This is a genomic window from Streptomyces sp. URMC 127, assembly GCF_051386535.1.
Classification (GTDB): Bacteria; Actinomycetota; Actinomycetes; order Streptomycetales; family Streptomycetaceae; genus Streptomyces.
Genome location: NZ_JBPQTW010000023.1, coordinates 30,867 through 48,332, shown reverse-complemented (window position 1 = coordinate 48,332; position 17,466 = coordinate 30,867). Strand labels below are relative to the sequence as shown.

Annotated in this window: 15 protein-coding genes and 1 pseudogene; 13 read left to right on the top strand and 3 right to left on the bottom strand. The window is 71.1% G+C overall.

The genetic code is table 11. The annotated features are described in order from the left end of the window. The first annotated feature begins 2 nt into the window (after window positions 1-2). The 12 genes and pseudogenes from ACSNOH_RS08450 to pgi all read left to right on the top strand — a co-directional run bounded on the left by ACSNOH_RS08450 (window position 3) and on the right by pgi (window position 14,601). The gene (locus tag ACSNOH_RS08450; protein WP_436720591.1) at window positions 3-848 is read left to right on the top strand and encodes a hypothetical protein; all 846 of its coding nucleotides are present in this window, start codon (window positions 3-5) and stop codon (window positions 846-848) included. A 160-nt stretch (window positions 849-1,008) separates the two neighbouring features. Continuing rightward, complete coding sequence (uvrC, locus tag ACSNOH_RS08445; protein ID WP_436720590.1) at window positions 1,009-3,030, top strand: excinuclease ABC subunit UvrC; 2,022 nt, start codon at window positions 1,009-1,011, stop codon at window positions 3,028-3,030. A 66-nt stretch (window positions 3,031-3,096) separates the two neighbouring features. Next, window positions 3,097-4,029, top strand: a complete 933-nt coding sequence (gene rapZ, locus ACSNOH_RS08440; RefSeq protein ID WP_436720589.1) for an RNase adapter RapZ — start codon at window positions 3,097-3,099, stop codon at window positions 4,027-4,029. After that, the gene (locus ACSNOH_RS08435) at window positions 4,026-5,078 is read left to right on the top strand and encodes a gluconeogenesis factor YvcK family protein (protein ID WP_436720588.1); all 1,053 of its coding nucleotides are present in this window, start codon (window positions 4,026-4,028) and stop codon (window positions 5,076-5,078) included. Before rapZ ends, ACSNOH_RS08435 begins: the two co-directional genes overlap by 4 nt. Beyond that, window positions 5,069-6,076 carry a DNA-binding protein WhiA gene (gene whiA / locus ACSNOH_RS08430; protein ID WP_030366605.1) on the top strand — a complete coding sequence of 336 codons (1,008 nt, stop codon included), beginning with the start codon at window positions 5,069-5,071 and terminating at the stop codon, window positions 6,074-6,076. The genes ACSNOH_RS08435 and whiA overlap by 10 nt, the downstream gene beginning before the upstream one ends. A gap of 236 nt (window positions 6,077-6,312) precedes the next feature. Continuing rightward, a pseudogene (locus ACSNOH_RS08425) lies at window positions 6,313-8,535 on the top strand (M14 family metallopeptidase); the annotation flags it as partial. 320 nt (window positions 8,536-8,855) lie between these two features. Continuing rightward, window positions 8,856-9,860, top strand: coding sequence for a type I glyceraldehyde-3-phosphate dehydrogenase (gap, locus tag ACSNOH_RS08420; RefSeq protein WP_436720587.1), 1,005 nt, complete (start codon window positions 8,856-8,858; stop codon window positions 9,858-9,860). A gap of 129 nt (window positions 9,861-9,989) precedes the next feature. Further along, window positions 9,990-11,201 (top strand): phosphoglycerate kinase, encoded by a 1,212-nt coding sequence (locus ACSNOH_RS08415; protein WP_436720586.1) that lies wholly within the window; start codon window positions 9,990-9,992, stop codon window positions 11,199-11,201. Window positions 11,202-11,207: 6 nt separating this feature from the next. Further along, the gene (tpiA, locus tag ACSNOH_RS08410; RefSeq protein ID WP_436720585.1) at window positions 11,208-11,984 is read left to right on the top strand and encodes a triose-phosphate isomerase; all 777 of its coding nucleotides are present in this window, start codon (window positions 11,208-11,210) and stop codon (window positions 11,982-11,984) included. Between the two features lie 116 nt (window positions 11,985-12,100). Next, window positions 12,101-12,331 (top strand): preprotein translocase subunit SecG, encoded by a 231-nt coding sequence (gene secG / locus ACSNOH_RS08405; protein WP_030366610.1) that lies wholly within the window; start codon window positions 12,101-12,103, stop codon window positions 12,329-12,331. A 210-nt stretch (window positions 12,332-12,541) separates the two neighbouring features. Beyond that, a complete protein-coding gene (locus tag ACSNOH_RS08400) occupies window positions 12,542-12,829 on the top strand; it encodes an RNA polymerase-binding protein RbpA (RefSeq protein ID WP_004002138.1) in 288 nt (95 codons plus the stop codon). A gap of 116 nt (window positions 12,830-12,945) precedes the next feature. After that, the gene (gene pgi, locus ACSNOH_RS08395; RefSeq protein WP_436720603.1) at window positions 12,946-14,601 is read left to right on the top strand and encodes a glucose-6-phosphate isomerase; all 1,656 of its coding nucleotides are present in this window, start codon (window positions 12,946-12,948) and stop codon (window positions 14,599-14,601) included. A 179-nt stretch (window positions 14,602-14,780) separates the two neighbouring features. Here the strand turns inward: pgi and ACSNOH_RS08390 are convergent, their stop codons facing one another. Then, window positions 14,781-15,227: a hypothetical protein gene (locus ACSNOH_RS08390; protein WP_436720584.1), complete on the bottom strand. Its 447-nt coding sequence runs from the start codon at window positions 15,225-15,227 to the stop codon at window positions 14,781-14,783. Between the two features lie 523 nt (window positions 15,228-15,750). Between ACSNOH_RS08390 and ACSNOH_RS08385 the strand changes: the two genes are divergently transcribed. Beyond that, window positions 15,751-16,032 carry a GntR family transcriptional regulator gene (locus ACSNOH_RS08385; RefSeq protein WP_436720583.1) on the top strand — a complete coding sequence of 94 codons (282 nt, stop codon included), beginning with the start codon at window positions 15,751-15,753 and terminating at the stop codon, window positions 16,030-16,032. A gap of 84 nt (window positions 16,033-16,116) precedes the next feature. Here the strand turns inward: ACSNOH_RS08385 and ACSNOH_RS08380 are convergent, their stop codons facing one another. After that, window positions 16,117-16,464, bottom strand: coding sequence for a hypothetical protein (locus ACSNOH_RS08380; RefSeq protein ID WP_436720582.1), 348 nt, complete (start codon window positions 16,462-16,464; stop codon window positions 16,117-16,119). Window positions 16,465-16,490: 26 nt separating this feature from the next. After that, window positions 16,491-17,399: a radical SAM protein gene (locus ACSNOH_RS08375; RefSeq protein ID WP_436720581.1), complete on the bottom strand. Its 909-nt coding sequence runs from the start codon at window positions 17,397-17,399 to the stop codon at window positions 16,491-16,493. Window positions 17,400-17,466: the final 67 nt, after the last annotated feature.

The following is a 17,466-nucleotide window of genomic DNA, read 5'->3' as shown; positions in this document are numbered from 1 at the left end:
GGATGACCCGTCAGGCGGCCCGGCAGCAGCACTCCCGGCGCAACGCGGCCCGTGCGGTGGCCGCGGGAGCCGTCACCGCCGCCGCCCTCGGCCTCGCCCCGCTCGCCCACGCCGCCGCCCCGGCGCCTCCCGCGGCCCCCACCGCCGCCGGAGTCTCCGCCGCGCACGAGGCGGCCGCCTCCCCGGCGACCCTCGGGACGCTGTCCCGCTTCTTCGCCCGCGACGGTGCGGTCGCCGCGGCGAAGGCGCAGCCGAGGATCGAGGGCGCGACCGTGCCCGTCTACACGCTCTCCCCGGAGTTCGTGGCGGGCAAGGACGGCGCCCCCGTCGCCGCGCTCGACTTCCTCGCCAGCAAGGCGGTCTCGGCCGACGGGCAGAAGGCGTCGGTGTGGACCGCGCGCACCGGAGGCGACTGGAAGGTCGTCAACATCGCCACCGGGGACGACGAGACGCGCTACGCCGCGGAGGGGCAGCAGAAGCTCAGCGGGGGCACGGTCTTCCGTGAGCCCCAGATCGACGCGTGGTACGTCCAGCGCGGCGAGAGGGTCCTGCCGCTGGACGAGGACGCCGTCCGGGCCGTCGGCGCGCAGGGCACTACGCTCGACGGCTACCGCGCCCGCGTCCGCAAGGCGTACGGCGACAAGCTGCCCGGCTCCGCGTACGCGAAGAAGGGGCTCGCGGGCGGCTACGGCCAGGAGCAGCCGGCTGCCGGGGAGCAGCAGGCGGCCCCCGCGCCGCAGGCCGGCTCCGGCCCGCTGACCACGGCGTCCGCCGCGGCGGCCGGAGGCGTGGCCCTGGTCCTCGGTGCGGGGGCGGTGGTGGCGCGCCGCAGGCTCCGGCGCCGCTGACCCCCGCCCGGCCGGGCCGGGCCCGCACCGGTCCGCGCTGATCCGGTCCGGCCCGGCCCGGATTCCGGTTCCGTCCCCGGCGGCCACCCCCCGCCGGGGCCGGAGCCGGTCCCTCCGAGGCGGACGCCGATTGTCACTGCCCGCAAGTAGGGTGTGTGACATGGCCGACCCCAGCAGCTACCGACCCAAGCCGGGACAGATCCCCGACTCGCCGGGGGTCTACAGATTCCGTGACGAGCACGGCCGGGTGATCTACGTCGGGAAGGCGAAGAGCCTGCGCCAGCGCCTCTCGTCGTACTTCCAGGACCTCGCCGGCCTGCACACCCGCACCCGCACGATGGTGACCACGGCCGCCTCCGTCGAGTGGACCGTGGTCTCCACCGAGGTCGAGGCGCTCCAGCTGGAGTACACCTGGATCAAGGAGTACGACCCGCGGTTCAACGTCAAGTACCGCGACGACAAGAGCTATCCCTCCCTCGCCGTCACCCTCAACGAGGAGTTCCCGCGCGTGCAGGTCATGCGCGGCCCCAAGAAGAAGGGCGTGCGCTACTTCGGCCCGTACGCCCACGCCTGGGCCATCCGCGAGACCGTCGACCTGATGCTGCGCGTCTTCCCCGTGCGCACCTGCTCGGCCGGCGTCTTCAAGCGCTCCGCCCAGATCGGCCGCCCCTGCCTGCTGGGGTACATCGGCAAGTGCTCCGCCCCCTGCGTCGGCCGGGTCAGCGCGGAGGAGCACCGCGAACTGGCCGAGGAGTTCTGCGACTTCATGGCCGGCCGCACCGGCACCTACCTGCGCCGCCTGGAGCAGCAGATGCACGAGGCGGCCGAGGAGATGGAGTACGAGCGGGCCGCCCGCCTGCGGGACGACATAGAGGCCCTCCGGCGCGCCATGGAGAAGAACGCCGTCGTCCTGGCCGACGCCACCGACGCCGACCTCATCGCCGTCGCGGAGGACGAGCTGGAGGCGGCGGTGCAGATCTTCCACGTGCGCGGCGGCCGGGTGCGCGGCCAGCGCGGCTGGGTGACCGACAAGGTGGAGGCCGTCGACACGGCCGGCCTCGTCGAGCACGCCCTGCAGCAGCTCTACGGCGAGGAGAGCGGCGACGCCGTGCCCAAGGAGGTCCTCGTCCCGGCCCTGCCGGAGCCGGTGGAGCCCGTCGCCCAGTGGCTGGGCGAGCGCCGCGGCTCCCGCGTCGACCTGCGCATCCCCCAGCGCGGCGACAAGAAGGACCTGATGGCGACGGTCCAGCGCAACGCCCAGCAGGCCCTCGTCCTGCACAAGACCAAGCGCGCCTCCGACCTGACCACCCGCTCGCGGGCGCTGGAGGAGATCGCCGAGGCCCTGGAGCTGGACTCCGCGCCGCTGCGCATCGAGTGCTTCGACATCTCGCACCTGCAGGGGCAGGACGTGGTCGCGTCCATGGTCGTCTTCGAGGACGGCCTGGCCCGCAAGAGCGAGTACCGCCGTTTCCAGATCAAGGGCTTCGAGGGCCAGGATGACGTCCGGTCGATGCACGAGGTGATCGGGCGGCGCTTCCGGCGTTATCTGCAGGAGAAGCAGAAGGCGGGGGAGTGGTCGGAGGAGAACGCCGTAGAGGCCTCTGAGGCTTCTGAGGCCCATGAGGCGGTAGAGGCGGTAGAGATGGACACCGCCCGCACCGAGGACGGCCGCCCCAAGCGCTTCGCCTACCCCCCGCAGCTCGTCGTGGTCGACGGCGGGCAGCCGCAGGTGGCCGCCGCCCGCCGCGCGCTGGACGAGCTCGGCATCGACGACGTGGCGGTCTGCGGCCTCGCCAAGCGGCTGGAGGAGGTCTGGCTGCCCGGCGACGACGACCCCGTCGTCCTGCCCCGCACCAGCGAGGGCCTCTACCTCCTGCAGCGCGTGCGCGACGAGGCCCACCGCTTCGCCATCGCCTACCAGCGCAGCAAGCGCACGAAGACGATCAGGTCCGGGCCGCTGGATGCGGTCCCGGGCCTCGGGGAGACCCGCAAGAAGGCCCTGCTCAAGCACTTCGGCTCGGTCAAGCGGCTGCGCGCCGCCACCGTCGAGCAGATCTGCGAGACGCCGGGCATCGGCCGCAAGACCGCCGAGACGATCGCCGCCGCGCTCGCGGCGGCCGCCCCGCCCGCCCCTGCGGTGAACATGACGACAGGCGAGATCATGGAAGAGGCGGGGGAATGACGGGACACGCAGTATGGAAGGACGGGGCCGCGCCCGCGGCGCCGTCGGCGAGACGGGGGTAGCAGCATGACCGGGAACGACCGAGACGGAGCACAGGTGAGTACGGGCACGACGGCGGATGCGGCGGCCGAGGCGGCGGGCATCCCCGAACTGGTGATCATCTCGGGCATGTCGGGGGCGGGCCGCAGCACCGCCGCCAAGTGCCTGGAGGACCTCGGCTGGTTCGTCGTCGACAACCTGCCGCCCGCCCTGATCCCCACCATGGTGGACCTCGGCGCCCGCTCCCAGGGCAACGTGGCCCGCATCGCCGTGGTCGTGGACGTCCGCGGCCGCCGCTTCTTCGACAACCTGCGCGAGTCCCTCGCCGACCTGGCCGCCAAGCAGGTCAAGCGGCGCGTGATCTTCCTGGAGGCCTCGGACGACGCCCTGGTGCGCCGCTTCGAGTCCGTGCGCCGCCCGCACCCCCTGCAGGGCTCCGGGCGCATCGTCGACGGCATCGCCGCCGAGCGGGACCTGCTGCGCGAGCTGCGCGGCGACGCCGACCTGGTGATCGACACCTCCAGCCTCAACGTCCACGAGCTGCGCGCCAAGATGGACGCCCAGTTCGCCGGCGAGGAGGAGCCGGAGCTGCGGGCCACCGTCATGTCCTTCGGCTACAAGTACGGCCTGCCCGTCGACGCCGACCTCGTGGTCGACTGCCGCTTCCTGCCCAACCCGCACTGGGTGCCGGAGCTGCGCCCGTTCACCGGTCTGAACGAGGAGGTCTCGGGCTACGTCTTCAACCAGCCCGGCGCCAAGGAGTTCCTCGACCGCTACACCGAGCTCCTGCAGCTCATCGCCGCGGGCTACCGCCGCGAGGGCAAGCGCTACGTGACCATCGCGGTCGGCTGCACCGGCGGCAAGCACCGCTCCGTGGCCATGTCCGAGAAGCTGGCCCACCGCCTCGTCTCCGAGGGCGTGGAGACCGTCGTCGTGCACCGGGACATGGGGCGCGAGTGACCGGCCGCACGTCCAGGCTCCGCCGGGTGCGCCGCCTCGTCCCCGGCCGGGCCGTCCGCGGCCCCGAGGGGCGGACCAAGCGCGGTGCCCAGCCCAAGGTGGTCGCCCTCGGCGGCGGGCACGGCCTGTCCGCCTCGCTGGCCGCCCTGCGCCGGATCACCGGCGACCTCACCGCCGTCGTCACCGTCGCCGACGACGGCGGCTCCAGCGGCCGGCTCCGCGACGAGCTGGGCGTGCTGCCCCCGGGCGACCTGCGCAAGGCCCTCGCCGCCCTCTGCGGCGACGACGACTGGGGCCAGACCTGGGCCCGGGTGATCAAGCACCGCTTCACCAGCGAGGGCGATCTGCACGACCACGCCGTCGGCAATCTGCTGATCGTCGCCCTGTGGGAGCAGCTCGGCGACCCCGTCCAGGCCCTCGACCTGGTCGGCAAGCTGCTGGGCGCGCACGGCCGGGTGCTGCCCATGTCCGCCGTGCCGCTGGAGCTGCAGGCGCTCGTCCGCGGCCACGACCCGGCCGCGCCCGACGCCGTCACGACCGTCCGCGGCCAGGCCACGGTGGCCCTGACCCCCGGCGAGGTGCAGTCCGTGCACGTCGTCCCGGAGGATCCGCCCGCCGTGCCCGAGGCCGTCGCCGCCGTCCTCGACGCCGACTGGGTCGTGCTCGGCCCCGGCTCCTGGTTCTCCTCCGTCATCCCGCACCTGCTCGTCCCCGAGCTGCTGGAAGCCCTGCAGGAGACCAAGGCCCGCCGGGTGCTGTCGTTGAATCTCGCACCACAACCGGGTGAAACCGATGGCTTCTCCCCGCAGCGTCATTTGGAGGTTTTGGCCCGACACGCCCCTAAACTCGCCCTGGACGTGGTGCTGGCCGACGAGGCCGCCGTGCCCGACCGGGAGAGCCTCACCGAAGCCGCGAAGCGGCTCGGGGCCGCGGTCGAGCTGGCGCCGGTCGCCGCGCCCGACGGCTCCCCGACCCATGACCCGGAGCTGTTGGCCGCCGCGTACGACCGTATTTTTCGGATGCATGGAAGGATCGGCCCATGGCGATGACGGCAGCGGTGAAGGACGAAATCTCCCGGCTCCCCGTCACCCGCACCTGCTGCCGGAAAGCGGAGGTCTCGGCGATCCTGCGGTTCGCGGGCGGTCTGCACCTGGTCAGCGGGCGCATCGTGATCGAGGCGGAGCTGGACACCGGGATCGCCGCCCGGCGGCTGCGCAAGGACATCCTGGAGATCTTCGGGCACGCCTCCGACCTGGTGGTGATGGCCCCCGGCGGGCTCCGCAGGGGCAGCCGCTACGTGGTCCGGGTGGTGGCGGGCGGTGACCAGCTGGCGCGCCAGACCGGCCTGGTCGACGGCCGCGGCCGGCCGATCCGCGGGCTGCCCCCGCAGGTCGTCTCCGGCGCCACCTGCGACGCGGAGGCGGCCTGGCGCGGCGCGTTCCTCGCGCACGGCTCCCTCACCGAGCCCGGCCGCTCGTCCTCCCTGGAGGTGACCTGCCCGGGGCCCGAGGCGGCGCTCGCGCTGGTCGGCGCGGCCCGCCGGCTGCAGATCGCGGCCAAGGCCCGCGAGGTCCGCGGCGTGGACCGCGTGGTCGTCCGCGACGGCGACGCGATCGGCGCCCTGCTGACCCGGCTGGGGGCGCACGAGTCGGTGCTGGCGTGGGAGGAGCGGCGGATGCGCCGCGAGGTCCGCGCCACGGCCAACCGCCTCGCCAACTTCGACGACGCCAACCTGCGCCGCTCGGCCCGTGCCGCCGTCGCGGCCGGCGCCCGGGTGCAGCGCGCGCTGGAGATCCTCGGCGAGGAGGTGCCCGAGCACCTGGCCGCCGCGGGCCGGCTGCGCATGGAGCACAAGCAGGCGTCGCTGGAGGAGCTGGGCGCCCTGGCCGACCCGCCGCTGACCAAGGACGCGGTCGCGGGCCGGATCCGGCGCCTGCTCGCCATGGCCGACAAGCGCGCCCAGGACCTCGGCATCCCCGGCACGGAGTCCAACCTTTCCGACCTGTCGGACCTCTCCGAGGAGATGGCCGAGGGCATGGCCGGCTGACCGGCCGGGCGGCGCCGGCCGCCCCCGCTCCGAGCCCCGGTTGGTTCCGGTCGAGTCCGGCCGCCCCCCGGTCCGAGCCCGATCGGTTCCGGCCCGAGCCCGGTCGGTTCCCGTTCGAGCCACCCCGCGCCGTGCAGGGCGCCGGAGGTGGCTCTTTCGCATCGTTGACATGATCATGCAGTCTCTCCAGGCTGGCGTCCGTGCACTGACGTGGCAGACAACAGCAAGGGGGGCTCATGAGACGCAGGACGAGATCGGTCCTCGCGGCGGCTTCGCTGCTCTTAGGCGGACTGGCCGCGGCACCCTTCGCCCAGGCACAACCCGCCGCGCCCGCGGCGCACGACGGTGACGGCGCACCGGCCGTCTGGACCGCCGAGGTCACCGCGGACCAGATGCCGCTGCTGCTCGCGGCCGGCGTCGACGGCCACGAGCTCGCCGAGCGCCCGCAAGGGACCAAGGCGGCCTCCGTCGAGCTCTACCTCACCCCCGGCCAGGCCCGCGACCTGCGCGACCGCGGCGTCGGCCTCACCGAGAAGCGGATCCCCCGGCGCACGCAGGAGCGCCTCAAGGCCGCGGGCGACGGCGTCTTCCGCCCGTACAGCGGCAGTCACGGCCTCCGCCAGGAGCTCCTGGACACCGCGCAGGCCCACCCCGGCCTCACCAAGGTCGTGAGCATCGGCAAGACCGTCCGCGGCCAGGACATCCTCGCCCTGAAGCTCAGCAGGGGCGCCCGCACCGAGCCCGACGGCCGCAAGCCCGCCGTGCTGTACATGTCCAACCAGCACGCCCGGGAGTGGATCACGCCCGAGATGACGAGGCGGCTGCTCCACCACTACCTCGACGGCTACGGCAAGGACGCCCGCCTCACCGACGTCGTGAACCGCGCCGAACTCTGGTTCGTCCTCTCCGCCAACCCCGACGGCTACGACTACACCTTCCAGAGCCCCGGCACCCGCCTGTGGCGCAAGAACCTGCGCGACAACAACGGCGACGGGAAGATCACCCCGGGCGACGGCGTCGACCTCAACCGCAACTTCTCCTACAAGTGGGGCTACGACAACGAGGGTTCGTCCCCCCGCCCGGGCTCCGAGACCTACCGCGGTCCGGCGTCGGCCTCCGAGCCGGAGACGCGGGCGATCGACGCCTTCGAGAAGGCGCACCGCTTCAGTTACGCCGTCAACTACCACTCGGCGGCCGAACTCCTGCTCTACGGCGTCGGCTGGCAGGTCGCCACGCCCACCCCGGACGACGTCCTGTACAAGGCGCTCGCCGGCACGCCGGAGAAGCCGGCGATCCCCGGCTACCGCCCCCAGGTCTCCTCCGAGCTCTACACGACCAACGGCGAGGCCGACGGCCACGCCGCGAACGTCAACGGAACGATGATGTTCACCCCGGAGATGTCGACCTGCCGCACCGCCTCGCAGGCCGACCCCGGCGACCGCTGGGACCCGGCCGACTGCCCGTCCTCCTTCAGCTTCCCCGACGACGAGAAGCTGATCCAGCAGGAGTTCACGAAGAACATCCCCTTCGCGCTGTCCGTGGCCGAGACCGCCGTCAACCGCGAGGGCGCCGACCGGCCCCGCTCCGCCGCGGGCCTCGCCGCCCCCGACTTCACCCCCGACGCCTTCACCACCTCCTACGCCCTCGGCGACGAGCAGGAGGTCTCCGTCACCGCCCGCAGGAGCCTGCGCGAGCCGCGGCTCAACTACCGCATCGACGGCGGGAGTACGCACTCCGCGCCGCTGGAGGAGTGGAAGGGCGGCGACCGCTACGGCGGCAAGGACAGCATCCGCTTCGCCGAGTACCGCGCCTACGTCGAGGGCGCCGACCCCGGCTCCCGCGTGCAGGTCTGGTACACCGGCCGGACGCGGGACGGCCGGCCCACCGCCAGCGAACCGTTCACCTACACCGTGGCCCACCGCCCCGAGGCCGACACCCTCGTGATCGCCGACGAGGGCGGCACCGCCCCCGCCCGGCACACCGCCGCCTACACCTCGGCACTGGCCGCGGCCGGCCGCGACGCCGCCGTCTGGGACACCGCCACTCAAGGCGCGCCGCATCCCCTCGGCGTGCTCGGCCACTTCAAGAGCGTCGTCTGGTACTCGGGCGACAACCGCCCCGGCGGCGCCACCCTGCTCGCCGTGCGGGACTTCGTCAACGAGGGCGGCAAGCTCGTCGCCGCGGGCAAGCAGGCGGGCGGCTACGCCCTCGTCGGCGCCGCCGAGACGAACGACTTCAGCCAGTACTACCTGGGCGCCGGCAGCCGGGCGGCCCAGCCCGCACCCGCCGGCTTCACCGGAGCCGGGGTCCTCGCCGGCACCGGCGTCCGCCTCGGCGACGCCGCCGGCGACCGGGCGGACGGCGCGGGCTCGTACACGCCCATCTCCGACGAGCTGCCGCCGGCGGCCTTCCCGCAGTTCCGCAGCGCCGCCGCGGGGGAGTACACGAACGGCGCAACGGCCGGCCGCTGCGCCCCGGCCGCCGTCACGCTCCGTGACGGGACTTGCGTGGCGACGGCGGGCACGCCCCGCGCTGCCGCCGTCTCCACCCCCGCCACGGTGCTCCTCGGCTTCGGCCTGCAGCACGTCCCGGACCCCGCCGGAAGGTCCGCGCTCATTAGTGCAGCCCTGCGCTCTGTCAAGGGGTGAAGCCGCCTTGGAGCCCCAGTGACGCCAATGTCACGTCCTCACCTTCTTAGAGGTAGGGTCGGTGGTGGTCGGGGACATCCCAAAACAGCCCGCCGGCGGACAGTCCGGCACACCAACGAGGAGATCGGTTCGTGACGATCCGCGTAGGCATCAACGGCTTTGGCCGTATCGGTCGTAACTACTTCCGCGCGCTCCTGGAGCAGGGTGCGGACATCGAGATCGTCGGTGTCAACGACCTGACCGACAACGCGACCCTGGTGCACCTGCTGAAGTACGACAGCATCCTCGGTCGTCTGCAGCAGGAGGTCAGCCACACCGACGACTCGATCACTGTCGGCAACCAGACCTTCCGCACGATGGCCGAGCGCGACCCCGCGAACCTCCCCTGGGGCGAGCTGGGCGCCGACATCGTCATCGAGTCCACGGGCATCTTCACCAAGCGCGAGGACGCGGCGAAGCACATCGCCGCCGGCGCGAAGAAGGTCCTCATCTCGGCTCCGGCCAAGAACGAGGACATCACCATCGTGATGGGCGTCAACCAGGACAAGTACGACGCGGCCAACCACCACGTCATCTCCAACGCCTCCTGCACCACCAACTGCGTGGCGCCGATGGCCAAGGTCCTCGACGAGACCTTCGGCATCGTCAAGGGCATGATGACGACGGTCCACGCGTACACCAACGACCAGCGCATCCTGGACTTCCCGCACTCCGACCTGCGCCGCGCCCGCGCCGCCGCGGAGAACATCATCCCGACCTCGACGGGTGCCGCCAAGGCCACCGCCCTGGTCCTCCCGCAGCTGAAGGGCAAGCTGGACGGCATCGCCATGCGCGTCCCGGTCCCGACCGGCTCGGTCACCGACCTCGTCCTGGAGCTCGACCGCGAGACCACCAAGGAAGAGATCAACGCCGCCTTCCAGAAGGCCGCCGAGGGCCAGCTCAAGGGCATCCTCGAATACACCGAGGACCCGATCGTCTCCTCCGACATCGTCAACTGGCCGGCCTCCTGCACCTTCGACTCGCAGCTGACGATGGTCCAGGGCAAGCAGGTCAAGGTCGTCGGCTGGTACGACAACGAGTGGGGCTACTCCAACCGCCTGGTGGACCTGACCGTCTTCGTCGGCGGCCAGCTCTGATCTCTCTGCCCGCTGGTCGTACGATCACAGGCATCGGGATGTAGGGGACGGGGCTCGTGCGACGCGATGAAGCGTCGGACGAGCCCCGTCTCATGACTGACCCCCTACGGAAGTCACCGGAGTCACCGCATGAAGACGATCGACGAACTCGTCCAGGACGGCGTCGAGGGCAAGCGGATCTTCGTCCGCGCCGACCTCAACGTGCCGCTCGACGGCACCACCATCACGGACGACGGCCGCATCCGCGCCGTCGCCCCGACCATCGCCAAGCTCGCCGCCGCGGGCGCCAAGGTGATCGTCGCCTCCCACCTGGGCCGCCCGAAGGGCGCCCCGGACCCCCAGTTCTCCCTCGCCCCGGCCGCCGTGCGGCTCGGCGAGATCCTGGGCAAGAAGGTCTCTTTCGCCACCGACACGGTCGGGGACAGCGCGAAGGCCACCGTCGCCGCACTGGCGAACGGCGAGGTCACGCTGCTGGAGAACCTCCGTTTCAACGCGGGCGAGACCAGCAAGGACGACGCGGAGCGCGGCGCTTTCGCCGACGCCCTCGCCGCCCTGGCCGACCTCTACGTCGGTGACGGCTTCGGCGCCGTGCACCGCAAGCACGCCTCGGTCTTCGACCTCCCGGCGCGCCTGCCGCACGCCGCCGGCGACCTGATCGCCACCGAGGTCGGCGTCCTGAAGAAGCTCACCGAGGACGTCGCGCGCCCCTACGTGGTGGTGCTCGGCGGCGCCAAGGTCTCCGACAAGCTGGGCGTCATCGACAACCTGCTCAAGAAGGCCGACCGCATCCTCATCGGCGGCGGCATGTCGTACACCTTCCTGGCCGCCAAGGGCCACGAGGTCGGCATCTCGCTGCTGCAGGAGGACCAGAAGGGGAAGTGCCTGGAGTACCTGGCCGAGGCGGAGAAGCGGGGCGTCGAATTCGTCCTGCCCGTCGACGTCCTGGTCTCGGCCGACTTCCCGGACCTCAAGACCAAGGCCCCGGCCAACCCCGAGACCGTCTCCTCGGACGCCATCCCGGCGGACAAGGAGGGCCTCGACATCGGCCCGAAGACCCGTGAGCTCTACGCCGCGAAGCTCGCCGACGCGGGCACGGTCTTCTGGAACGGCCCCATGGGTGTCTTCGAGCACCCGGACTACGCGAACGGCACCAAGGCCGTCGCGCAGGCCCTGCTGGACTCGCCGGGCTTCACCGTCGTCGGCGGGGGCGACTCGGCCGCGGCCGTGCGCACCCTCGGCTTCGACGAGAACGCTTTCGGCCACATCTCGACCGGCGGCGGCGCCAGCCTCGAATACCTCGAGGGCAAGACGCTCCCCGGCCTCGCCGCACTGGAGGACTGAACCACTGTGAGTGCACGTACCCCGCTGATGGCGGGCAACTGGAAGATGAACCTCAACCACCTTGAGGCCATCGCCCACGTCCAGAAGCTCGCCTTCGCGCTCGCCGACAAGGACTACGAGGGCACCGAGGTCGCCGTCCTGCCGCCCTTCACCGACCTCCGCTCGGTACAGACGCTGGTCGACGGCGACAAGCTGAAGATCAAGTACGGTGCCCAGGACGTCTCGGCGTTCGACTCCGGCGCGTACACCGGCGAGATCTCCGGCGCCATGCTCGCCAAGCTGAAGTGCACCTACGTGGCGATCGGCCACTCCGAGCGCCGCCAGTACCACGGCGAGACCGACGAGGTCTGCAACGCCAAGGTCAAGGCCGCCTACCGGCACGGGCTGACCCCGATCCTGTGCGTCGGCGAGGGCCTGGAGATCCGCAAGGCCGGCGGCCAGGTCGCGCACACCCTCGCGCAGGTCGACGGCGCCCTCAAGGACATTCCGGCCGAGCAGGCCGAGAGCATCGTCATCGCCTACGAGCCCGTGTGGGCCATCGGCACCGGCGAGGTCGCCACGCCCGAGGACGCCCAGGAGGTCTGCGGCGCCATCCGCGGCCGCCTCGCCGAGCTGTACGGCCGCGAGGTCGCCGACAAGATCCGCATCCAGTACGGCGGCTCCGTCAAGTCCGGCAACATCGCCGCGATCATGGCGCAGCCCGACGTCGACGGTGCGCTGATCGGCGGCGCCGCGCTGGACGTGGACGACTTCGTCAAGATCGTGCGCTTCCGCGACCAGTAGCGGAGCTATGAGGAGGACTCCTCCTCGTCGTACCCTGTCGGGGCCGGGACCGGCACTTTCCGTGCCGCCCGGCCCCTCACCGTTCACCGTCCGAGAGAGTTGGTCCAGCCGTGGTCATGGGGTTCTCGATCGCCCTCATCATCTTCAGCGTGCTGATGATGATGCTGGTGCTCATGCACAAGGGGAAGGGCGGCGGCCTGTCCGACATGTTCGGCGGTGGCATGCAGTCCTCCGTCGGCGGCTCCTCCGTCGCCGAGCGCAACCTCGACCGCATCACCGTGGTCGTCGGTCTGCTCTGGTTCGCGTGCATCGTCGCACTCGGCCTGCTGATGAAGCTCGATAGCTGACGTACCGTCGTGAACGCGGCCTATCATTGAGGTCGCGTCCTCGCGGCCGGGCTGTAACTCCTGCCACTGGACGCGCGTTGGGCCTTACGTAGACTGGGGCGCCCGCAGCGGAGCCGTCGGTTCAGGCGGTCCGCATGCACCATTACGCAGGGAGTTACGACCGTGGCAAGTGGCAACGCGATCCGGGGAAGCCGGGTCGGAGCGGGGCCGATGGGTGAGGCCGAGCGGGGCGAGTCCGCGCCGCGCCTCCGCATCTCCTTCTGGTGCTCTAACGGGCACGAGACGCAGCCGAGCTTCGCCAGCGACGCACAGGTGCCGGACACCTGGGACTGCCCGCGCTGCGGCTTCCCGGCCGGCCAGGACCGGGACAATCCGCCGGACCCGCCGCGCACCGAGCCGTACAAAACCCATCTCGCCTACGTCCGCGAGCGGCGCAGCGACGCCGACGGCGAGGCCATCCTCGCCGAGGCGCTGGCGAAGCTCCGCGGAGAGATCTGAACGACCGGACGGCACCCCTCGTGGGTGCCGTTTCGTGTTGCGCTCGAACCGACCGCAGATCAATTAGGTTGGAGGGCGGCGGGGCAGTTACGACAACGAATGGGCTGATGTCCGAGATGAACGCAGTGGACCGCAGCAGGCTGGACCGGACCCCGGAGTGGAACGCTCTGGCCAAGCACCGGGACGAACTGGGGGAGGTGCACCTGCGCGAGCTCTTCGCGGACGACCCGCGGCGAGCGGAGAAGTACGCCCTCACCGTCGGCGACCTCCACCTGGACTATTCGAAGCACCTCGTCACCGACGAGACCCTGCGCCTGCTGCGCGAGCTCGCCGCGGCCACCGGCGTCGCGGAGCTGCGCGACGCCATGTTCCGCGGCGAGAAGATCAACACCACCGAGGGCCGCGCCGTGCTGCACACCGCGCTGCGCGCCCCGGAGTCCGCGGTCGTCAAGGTCGACGGCGAGAACGTCGTCCCGGCCGTCCACGCCGTGCTGCGCAAGATGCAGGTCTTCTGCGACCGGGTCCTCTCCGGCGACTGGAAGGGCCACACGGGCCGGCGCATCAAGAACGTCGTCAACATCGGCATCGGCGGATCCGACCTCGGTCCGGCCATGGCCTACGAGGCGCTGCGCGCCTACACCGCCCGCGACCTGACGTTCCGTTTCGTCTCCAACGTGGACGGCGCCGACCTGCACGAGGCCCTGCGCGACCTCGACGCCGCCGAGACGCTCTTCATCGTCGCCTCCAAGACCTTCACGACGATCGAGACCATCACCAACGCCACCTCCGCGCGCAACTGGCTGCTGACCGAGCTGCGGGCCGGCGAGGAGGCCGTCGCCAAGCACTTCGTGGCCCTGTCGACGAACGAGGAGAAGGTCTCCGAGTTCGGCATCGACACCGCCAACATGTTCGAGTTCTGGGACTGGGTCGGCGGCCGCTACTCCTACGACTCGGCCATCGGGCTCTCCCTGATGCTCGCCATCGGCCCGGACCGCTTCCGCGAGATGCTCGCCGGCTTCCACCTCGTCGACGAGCACTTCCGCACGGCGCCCTTCGAGGAGAACGCACCGCTGCTGCTCGGCCTGCTGGGCGTCTGGTACGGCAACTTCCACGGCGCGCAGTCGCACGCGGTCCTCCCGTACAGCCACTACCTGTCGAAGTTCGCGGCGTACCTGCAGCAGCTGGACATGGAGTCCAACGGCAAGTCCGTCGACCGCGACGGACAGCCCGTCAACTGGGAGACCGGGCCCGTCGTCTGGGGCACCCCCGGCACGAACGGCCAGCACGCGTACTACCAGCTGATCCACCAGGGCACGAAGCTGATCCCGGCCGACCTGCTGGGCTTCGCGCGGCCCGTGGACGACCTCCTGCCCGGGCTGGTGGCCCAGCACGACCTGCTCATGGCGAACCTGTTCGCCCAGGGCCAGGCGCTGGCCTTCGGCAAGACGCCGGAGGAGGTCGCGGCGGAGGGCGTCCCCGCCGAGCTCGTCCCCCACAAGACGTTCCGCGGGAACCACCCGACGACGACGATCCTCGCGAGCGAGCTGACGCCGTCGGTGCTGGGGCAGCTCATCGCCCTGTACGAGCACAAGGTGTTCGTCCAGGGGGCGATCTGGAACATCGACTCCTTCGACCAGTGGGGTGTCGAGCTGGGGAAGGTGCTCGCCAAGCGGGTGGAGCCGGCGCTTACCGCTTCCGCGGAGGTCGCGGGGTTGGACGCGTCCACGGCGGCGCTGGTGGCACGCTACCGGGAGCTGCGGGGCCGCCGCTGAGCCTCGCGGCTGAGGCGGGTCCGGCACCGCCGGGCACGTCGGCTCGTGGCTGAGCGCCGTCGCGGCGGGAGAAAAGCCCCGGTCCCACCCTTTTCCCGAAACTCGTAACGGGGGGTTCTGCGGGAGAGGTGAAGATGCCCCGCCCGGAGTAGTCCAGGCGGGGCACGGGGCGCAGCGTCTCAGGTAGCGCTGCGGCGGTGTACTAGGTCTTCCACGAGACGGAGACACCTGTCGTGGATGGCTGGGTGGGGCTGCGCTTGCACCTCGCGGAGGGTGAGATATCCGCCGGTGGTTCGAACATCACTGCGGGGACGGATGCGGGAGATGCAGAGAGCGCGCCCGTCGATGAACGCGTGCCAGCTATAGCGGCTCGTGTCCGTGTTGCACCACACACGCTCGTCGGCCGCCGCGATGACAGCAGCGCTGCGCTTACGGATCACCTCGTCCGGGTGCGGGCCGGGCGTGAGCGTCGGCGCGCACGAGGGACAGACGTAGAGGGTCACGCCGGGACCGCTTCCCGTCACGAGATGGCGGACGACCACGGGTGCGCTGGTGCGGGTGCCGCACTTGCAGCACTCGGCGTTCAGGGCGGCAGAGATGGGCGGGAAGGCGTCAGTGATGCTCACGCGGCACCCCCGGCCATCCACGCCGACGCGGGGAACGGCGCGCCCGGATACGTGTACGGGTGGTCAATGCCGTCGAGCGCGAGGCTCAGCGCCGTGCGCCGGTCTTGCACCGCCCGCAGTCGCAGCGTCTCTTCTGCTAGGACGTACGGGCGGGCTAAGGCGACGTCTTCGCCGCGGAGCGGGGTGTGTCGCTCGCTAACGTGGTCCGGGGTGGGGGTCGTCCAGGGACGGGACCACGGATTGACGGGGGCGAGGGCCAGCGCGGTTGCGCTGTGGCGCCCTCGGGCCGGCAGCACCTGCCGGAGGGCCCAGAGGACTAAGCGGGCGATAGCATCGCGCATGAGTCGTTCAGCTCCTCGAAAGCTGTTCGGCTAAGCCCCGATGGACCGGGCCTAATCGGTCTGTCGGGGCGTTTCTGTGTGCGGGAATCGACGGTAGAACCAGGACGCCCAACATGTCTACCTGTCTAACTCGTCTACACGTCTAAGTCGCTCGCGGTGGGCCAGTTGTCTACGCTCTCCCCATGCCTGAGAGTCCGACCGACCCCGGCGCTCCGCGCGCCCCGTATATGCGGGTGCTCGCCGCGCTCTTGGCGGATATCGAGTCGGGCAAGTACGGCCCTGGTGACCCCATCCCGTCCGAAGCGGAACTGTGCAAGACCCACGGCGTGGCTCGGGAGACCGCCCGCCGGGCAGTACGAGTGCTCCGGGAGCGCGGGATCGTCGAGACCGAATGGGGCAAGGGCAGCCGCATCAAGGACGCCGGGCAGCATGAGGCCACGCCAGGTGACGCCGGGAGCGAGTAGCAGCCCCCGGCGTGGTGGCCTGAGACCAGTAGAGCCCCCGCCGTGAAGCAGGGGCTCTACCCGGTCATCTGTACCCCGGCAATCTCATGCGGTTGCGGCTGAGCTTGTGGCAGTGCGCAACTCCGCCAGATGGCTCTGGTACATCGGCCCCGCGGCGTGTGCGGCATGGGCCGGCGTCGGGGCGGACTGCTCGATGATGTGGTGGGCCGCCGCCTTTACGACTGCCGCCCAGGCCAGCACGTGCTGTTGAGCGCTGCGCCCGCATTCCTGCGGTTCGCCGGGAAGGCACACGGGAAGAGACGGACCGATCTTGTTCGCGGCGTGTCGCAGGTACCGGGCAATGTGCGCCCATTCTTCGTCGGTCCGCTGGACGGCCGCGGGGTGGTGGGTGTCCACCGGCCATCCGCCGAAGTCGTCTCCGTGGGTATCCATGGGCAGCGCTCCTGTGCATCAGCGGTCTACGCGGACGAGGCGATCGTAGCGGCGGCCGGTTCGCTGCCGGCCTCCCTCGGGTCGCAATGCCCCACGGAGGGGACGCAGGGCTGACACGGGCCGCACATCGGAAGGAACTGCGGCGGATTGCAGCTTTCGGCGGGCTTCAGGCCGTGGGCCGCGGAGATCTCGGCGCGCGCTTTCAGCGTGCGGGGGCTGTTCCAGATCTCGGCGATCGGGGCCTCGCGTACGTTGCCGAGTGTCAGAAAGCGTCCGAGTACGCACGGCCAGACGTCGCCCTCGGGGCCGACAGCGCATTGCCCCAGCGCGCAATGCCCGCAGAGGTCGGCGACGGTGGGTGCTGCTCCGTCGCTGCCACGACCGAAAGCCCGTACACGATCACCGCCGACGTGCCAGGCGCCGAGAGCCGAGAGATCCTTGGCCGCTTCCTGAACGCGTTGCTGCGCTTGCACGGAAACGACTCCTCCGCGCACCGGGATGCCGAGGGCTTCGGCCCTCTGGATGTTCGCCCGTGTCCTCTTGTGGGAGCCGCGCAGATGCGTGATGTTGTCGTGTTCCGTCGGATCGTCGGAGTAGTACGATGTGGCCAGCTTGACGTTGCAGTCCTTGAACGTTGCCCACATGCCATCGCGCATGTAGGTGAGGTTCGAGAACACCTCGATGGAGAGACCCGCCGCGTGGGCGTGGCGCACGAGGTCCGGCAGCGGCGGGTAGAGGGTCGGCTCGCCGCCGATGAACTGCACGTCCACCACACCCATGCCAGCAAGCTGGTCGATGACGTTGACCCAATCGCCGACGGTCATCGACCCGTGAGTTCCCTTGGGCGACGAGTCGGCGTAGCAGTGATCGCACATCTCGTTGCAACGTCCGGTGACTTCCAGATACGCGAACTTGAGTAACCTGGATTCGCCCATAGTTACTCCTCCTTCTGTATGGGTGGATCGGTGGGTGAACGACGGGGCGGGGAAGTTGCCGCTTCCC